Genomic DNA, 6,646 nt, shown 5'->3' on the forward strand with positions numbered 1-6,646 from the left:
ACAAGCCTTAGTTTAACGAGACAGATTGCAAACTCACATACAGTATTTAATATCTTTAACACCCTCTTAATATTAGTCTGGAGAAAGAGATTTATAGATTTAGTTGTTAAAATCACTTAAAATTGAGGGGGTTAAGATGAATTTTATCAAAGTTATAATATTAGGTTTGGTACAGGGTTTGACAGAGTTTTTGCCTGTTAGTAGTTCGGCTCATCTTGTGATTTTTCAAAGTATATTGGGGGTAGAGAAGGCAGGTATTACTCTTGAAGTATTCTTGCACTTTGGTACATTGATTGCAGTATTTATAGTATTTTGGCAAGATATTATAGATATAATCACCTTTAAACCTCAATGTCGTAGATTTACTATATATATAGCCTTAGGAACTATACCTGCCCTTGTTAGTGGACTTTTATTTGAAGAAAGGTTTGAAAAGGCTTTTTCAGATTTGAGATTAGTGGGATTTATGTTGCTGGTTACTGGTCTTTTATTATGGCTTTCAGATAGGGTTAGAGTTAAAGAGAGAGTAATGCAGGAGATGAACTGGTCTGATTCCTTGGTTGTTGGATTTGCTCAAGCTTTTGCCATATTTCCTGGGATATCTCGGTCAGGATCTACAATAGTAGGTGGGCTGTTTAAGGGGTTGGATAGAAAGTTGGCAGCAAAGTACTCTTTTTTATTATCAATACCGGTAATAGGGGGAGCTACAATATTAGAGAGTATAGATTTGATGAAAGAAGGTATGGGAGATATTAGTTTTATGGAGTTGGGGATAGGAACTTTTATATCGATGGTATCTGGTTACTTTGCAATTAAACTCTTGTTGAAGGTTATTAATAAAGAGCGGTTAAGTTTATTTGCTTATTATTGCTGGCTCTTAGGCTTCATAACGATATTATTGAATTAAGTTAGACAAAAGATTAGAATTGATTTTTAAGAAGGATATTATTTTGTAGAAGTAGAATTAAATAATGTGGGGTGGAGACTATGAAAGAGACTTTGAAGAATATATTTGAAAAGAGAAAATATGAATTTATGGGAATTGCTTTGATTGTTTTGGCCCTATTAAATACTATTAGTCTACTATCTAAGGATACGGGATTTGTGGGAGAGGCTTTTTCTAAAGGTATGAGATTAATAGTGGGCGGAGGTATCTATGGAGTTCCTGTACTATTAATAATCTTTGGCATCGGTATGATTTATAAGAGTAAGTTTAAGGTTAATATGAGTTCAAGGATGGTGGGTTTTATTATCTTATTATCTGTTGGCTTAATTTCTTTACACCTACCAGTGGAGCATCCAGATGAGTTTGTTTTTGCTTTCTCTGGTCAAGGTGGAGGGATTATTGGAGGTTTATTCTTATATATACTGAGGAAATTTTTTGCAGATGGAGGCACTTATGTAATTTTATCTGCTCTTACTTTGGTAAGTTTATTATTGATTTTTGATGTTTTCTTAGTTAGCTTGATGGTTGGAATTAAAGAAAAGTGTCAAATTTTCTTTAAGAAGGCTTTTAAGGTCAAGAAAAAACCAAAGCCAAAAGCTAAGGTTGTAAAGAAGAAAGAATCTAAAAATAAAGGTCTTAGCTTAAAGAGATTATTTTCTAGATACTACAAGAAAAAGAAAGAACAAAAGGATAAAGTTAAGCCGAAGACAAAGTCAAAGTCAAAATTAAAGGTAAAGGATAAAGTTAAGTCTAAAAGTAAAAAGAAGAATTCTACTCCAGCTAAAGAGATTATAAAAAAAGAGGTAGATTCTTCATTGAAGGAAGTAGCTGTAGCTAAGGAGTTAGATCAAAAACAGGCTGTTAAAGAGGAAAGTTATAAAAAGAAGAAGAGAATAAATAAGAAATTAAATAAAAATTCTGTTCAAGATCCTTTGGACTTTGGTCAATATCAGCTTCCATCTTTAGATCTTTTAAATAACAGGGATGATGATGGGATATCCTATATCGATAAGACTGAGATACTAAAAGAAACATTAAGTAATTTTGGGGTTAAAGCTCAGATAACAGATGTTAATTACGGGCCAACTATAACTCGCTATGAGATTCAACCAGCACCAGGGGTAAAGGTGAGTAAGATACTTAATTTAGCAGATGATATTGCTTTATCCTTAGCAGCATCTGATGTTAGGATTGAGGCACCAATTCCTGGAAAAGCCGCTGTAGGGATTGAGGTTCCTAATAATAGCCAAACAACTGTAAGTGCTCGTGAGATATTTGAATCTGAAGAATTCCAAGGAGCGTTATCCAAGTTGACTATAGCACTTGGCAAGGATATAGGTGGAGATACAGTAGTGGCTGATTTATCTAAGATGCCACATATGTTAGTAGCGGGAGCAACTGGTTCAGGAAAGAGTGTCTTTGTAAATACTTTGATTAATAGTATAATATATAGGTCTACACCTGAAGAGGTTAAGTTTTTATTGATTGATCCAAAGATGGTGGAGCTAACAATTTATAAGAAGATTCCTCATTTAGTGTCTCCTGTAGTTACTGATGCTAAAAAAGCTTCTACAGCTTTGCGTTGGGTTGTTCAAGAGATGGACAATAGATATGAACTATTTGCTGGTAGTGGAGCTAGAGGTATTGATAGTTATAATAAGAGATTAGAAGCTGAAGGTAGTGACCCCTTACCTTATATAGTTGTTATAATTGATGAGCTTGCTGATTTGATGATGGTTGCTGCTAGAGAGGTAGAGGATGCCATCTGTAGGTTGGCCCAAAAAGCTAGGGCAGCTGGAATTCATTTGGTTTTAGCTACACAAAGACCTTCAGTTGATGTAATTACTGGCTTGATTAAAGCAAATATTCCTACTAGAGTATCCTTTTCTTTATCTTCGCAGACGGATTCTAGAACTATACTAGATACAGGTGGTGCTGAGAAGTTATTAGGTAAAGGGGATATGCTCTTTTCACCAGTAGGTTCTAATCAACTAAAGAGGATTCAAGGAGCTTTTATATCTGATGATGAGTTAAAGAGGGTAGTTGATTTTGTAAGAGGTCAGATGAAACCAGAATATGCTCAAAAGATTGCTGATATCAAGAATAAGAATATAGAGATAGAACTTGAGGATGAAAAGGATGAGCTTTATGAGAAGGCTGTTAGGTTAGTTGTAAATGGTAAAGCCTCTATTTCTATGTTACAAAGAAAATTAAGAATAGGATATAACCGTGCTGCAAGAATGATAGATAAGATGGAGGAGGATAATATAGTTGGGGAGCACCAAGGAAGTAAACCTAGAGAAGTTTTAATTGAAAAAGAAGATTTGGATAAACTATTGGGTACAGCAGAGAATAAAAAATAAAAAGCTATGATTTATGAGCTATGAGCACAAAGCACATATAAGGAGTGGGAAGATGAGTTTGATAAGAAAGGATTCAAGGCAACTTTACTTATTGGTGAAGGAGAAGATAGATGAGAAAATTCTTGAAGGTGAATATAAGCCAGGAGATAGATTGCCTTCAGAGGCTAAGTTATCGGAGAATTTTGGTGTTAGTCGCGCGACTTTAAGGGAAGCTTTAAGGGTTTTAGAGAAGGAAGGTAAGATCAATCGGATGCAGGGGGTTGGGACCTTTATTACTGAAAAATCTACTCTCTTTAAAAGTGGTATTGAAGAGTTGCATAGTATTACACAGTCAATTGAATCTATGGGGCAGAAGGCAGGAACTAGAGAGTTAGAACTTAAATGGGATAATCATGTAGAAAATTTGGCCCAAGAATTTAATAGGAAAAAAGATAGTGATTTTTTGATTCTTTATCGGACAAGAACTGCAGATGATAATCCAGTTGCTTATTGCGAAGATTATATACCTCAAGCCTTATTTACTAAAGAGGTTAAAAAAGAAGATATAAGTCTTTCACTATTAAAATTTCTACAAAAGGAGTTTAATATATATATATCTTATGCTGTTGCTGATATATTACCAATTGTAGCTAATGATATGTTAGCTAATAAATTAGATTTAGAGGTTGGAGAGCCTCTTCTTTTGTTAAAGCAGATGCATTATGATGATAGAGATAATCCTATACTTTATTCAAAAAATTATTTTAGAAGTGATAAGTTTGAATTTCATGTTTTAAGAGATAGAATATAAAATATAAATATCCACCAGAGTCTCGACTCTGGTGGATATTTATATTTGTTTTAGTTTAAATAAATATAATAAGTTATTATATTTATGATAATATAAAGGGATTCAATGTTATAGTGTCGAAATATTAAAATAACTGTAAACAGGAGGGGATGATTATGGAGGAGCTCGGGAAGGTTTTTAAAGATAAAAGGTTAAAATTAGGAATTTCTTTAGAAGAAGCAGAAGAGGAGACAAAAATAAGTTCTAATTACTTGCAGGCTATTGAGGATGGGAATTTTGATAGAGTTGAATGCGAGGTGTTTCTCAAAGGCTTTTTAAAGGTCTACTCGTCCTATTTAGGGTTAGATAAGCAAGAAATTCTAAAAAAATATGAAGATAATAGTATAAAAGAGTCAGAAGAAGAGGAAGAAGAACCTATGAAGTTAAAAGAGAAGCTATCTAGTTTCGCTGATAATCATCAAAATGGGTTATTAACTGCTATGTTATTTGCATTAGGGGCTGTAGCAGTTATTATTTTTATTTATTTTGCTATTTTTATTTATGATTATTTAGTAGATGGAGCTAGTGGTTATAGTCCAAAAGTGATTGAAAGGGTAGAGTTATCTATTGGTGAGATGAGTGACAAGGCTGAGGCTATTATAGAAGAAGATATAGAAGAAACCAATGATTATGGAATAGATTTGACTAATGATGAACAAAAGGAGTCTCCAAATTCAGGTGAAGATTTAAGTTATACAGGGGAGGTTTTTGATGATACTACCTTAGAGATTGAAATTAAATCTATAGAGGATAGCTGGTATCTGGTTGAAATAGAAGGAGAAGAGGTTTTTGCAGGCATATCTAGAGAAGGAGAGGTAAGAGATTTTACTGGAAGAGATATTAGAGTTAGGATAGGTAATGCAGCAGGAGTTATGATTATTAAAGATGGTCAGGAGATGGGTCCTTTTGGAGCAAAGGGAGAAGTAGTGAGTAAAATCTTTAGTATAGATTAAGAATTTAAGTAATAACTATTATATAGGTAGAATACTATTTATATTAATATGTTAGAAAATTAGACTTTGATTTGTATAAGATTAATTATTAATTGAGCTAAGAACAGTTGCTAGTCCTTAAGGAAGGTGGTTAGTAATGTCTTATATAGTAGAAAAAGAGACTGGCTGGAAGTTTATTGATATTATAATAATCATAATTTTAACACTTCTATTCACAATACTATTCTTTTTTTCCTTTAAAGGGCTAACGAAATTTTTAGGTGTTAACTTAGACCCCTCTATTAAACCTTTAGTTTTAAACTTTATGCAGGCTATATTATTAGTTATAATAACAGTTTTTTTTCTAAAAGTACGGTATAAAATTTCTTTTGCTGATTTAGGTTTTAAGTTAGATAACCTTTCAACTATTATGAAATACGGAATTTTTGGAGGGGTTGGTATATGCCTTTCTATAATATTTATAAACAATATCTTTTACCAACTGGTAAATAATTTATTTGGTTGGGAAGCTCCAGCTCAAGAGGTTATTCAGAATTTATTGGATTTACAAAGTAATACAGTTTTTTTGCTGTACAGTATTTTGATAGTAGTAGTTGCCCCTATAACAGAAGAGATATTCTTTAGAGGGCTGATATACTTTTATTGTAAAGATAGATTTGGTGTTTTAATGGGAATGTTATTGAATGGAATTATATTTGGGGTAGCCCATTCTAGTTTATGGTTGTTTATACCTACATTTTTGGGTGGTGTTTTATTAGCGTGGATTTATGAGAAGAGTAAATCTATATACTCATGCATTATTGCACATAGTGTATGGAATTTGATCATTGTTCTTTTGGTGTATATTTTTTGGAGAGTCAATTTAATTTAAATGCTATAAAAATACAAAGACCTGATTAATATCAGGTTTTTTTAATGGTGGACCTGGAGGGATTTGAACCCCCGGCCAATCGGTTATGAGCCGATTGCTCTGACCAACTGAGCTACAGGTCCATAGTTTTTTCTCGAACAACATCTATTAGTATAACTAAAATGAATCTAAATGTCAATAGAATATTTGAATATTTTTTCTTTATTAAAGTAGTGATTTTTTATGTTCAAGGTTCTTTGGAATTGAGACCAAATGATATGGGGTTAAACTAAAATAGAGGTTTTAATTTCTTTTAAGATATAGACTTTTGATTATTGCTTGGGGTATCTTTTGACGAGAATGCTAAGACATGATATAATGATAGTGTTTATTAGGGTTTACGGGCCTAAAAACATCAAAGCAAGGTGGGATAAAATGGGTAGAGTTAGTAGCAAAAGCAAAAGTAAATATGATGAAATGACAGAGCATGATATAATAAGTTTAGCTCAAAATGGGGACAGGTCTGCAGAAAAATATCTGATAAATAATAATATTGATATTGTATATGCTAAATCTAAACTTTTTTATATTAAAGGGTTAGATAATGATGATGTAATTCAAGAAGGATTAGTAGGATTATATAAAGCAATTAGGGATTATAAGATTAAGCGTGAGGCGTCTTTTCGTGGTTTTGCTCATTTGTGC

At 32.6% G+C, this 6,646-nt stretch carries 6 protein-coding genes and 1 tRNA gene; 6 read left to right on the forward strand and 1 reads right to left on the reverse strand.

Annotation, left to right across the window (positions count from 1 at the left end; all coding sequences use genetic code 11):
- The first annotated feature begins 136 nt into the window (after positions 1–136).
- From uppP to HALSAC_RS0101325, 5 genes are all read left to right on the forward strand, one after another.
- A complete protein-coding gene (gene uppP / locus HALSAC_RS0101305; protein ID WP_027338753.1) occupies positions 137–907 on the forward strand; it encodes an undecaprenyl-diphosphatase UppP in 771 nt (256 codons plus the stop codon).
- An 80-nt stretch (positions 908–987) separates the two neighbouring features.
- Positions 988–3,309 (forward strand): FtsK/SpoIIIE family DNA translocase, encoded by a 2,322-nt coding sequence (locus HALSAC_RS0101310; protein WP_027338754.1) that lies wholly within the window; start codon positions 988–990, stop codon positions 3,307–3,309.
- A gap of 52 nt (positions 3,310–3,361) precedes the next feature.
- Complete coding sequence (locus HALSAC_RS0101315) at positions 3,362–4,099, forward strand: GntR family transcriptional regulator (protein ID WP_027338755.1); 738 nt, start codon at positions 3,362–3,364, stop codon at positions 4,097–4,099.
- Between the two features lie 155 nt (positions 4,100–4,254).
- The gene (locus HALSAC_RS16220; protein ID WP_027338756.1) at positions 4,255–5,091 is read left to right on the forward strand and encodes a helix-turn-helix domain-containing protein; all 837 of its coding nucleotides are present in this window, start codon (positions 4,255–4,257) and stop codon (positions 5,089–5,091) included.
- A 136-nt stretch (positions 5,092–5,227) separates the two neighbouring features.
- Entirely contained in the window at positions 5,228–5,962 is a 735-nt protein-coding gene (locus tag HALSAC_RS0101325; protein WP_027338757.1) for a CPBP family intramembrane glutamic endopeptidase, read from the forward strand.
- Between the two features lie 45 nt (positions 5,963–6,007).
- Here the strand turns inward: HALSAC_RS0101325 and HALSAC_RS0101330 are convergent.
- Positions 6,008–6,084, reverse strand: a tRNA-Ile gene (locus tag HALSAC_RS0101330).
- Positions 6,085–6,376: 292 nt separating this feature from the next.
- Here HALSAC_RS0101330 and HALSAC_RS0101335 point away from each other — a divergent pair.
- Positions 6,377–6,646, forward strand: a 270-nt coding sequence (locus HALSAC_RS0101335) for a sigma factor (protein ID WP_027338758.1), incomplete at its 3' end; no start/stop codon positions are given.

The organism is Halonatronum saccharophilum DSM 13868 (assembly GCF_000517025.1).
In the GTDB taxonomy this organism is placed as follows: Bacteria; Bacillota; Halanaerobiia; order Halobacteroidales; family Halobacteroidaceae; genus Halonatronum; species Halonatronum saccharophilum.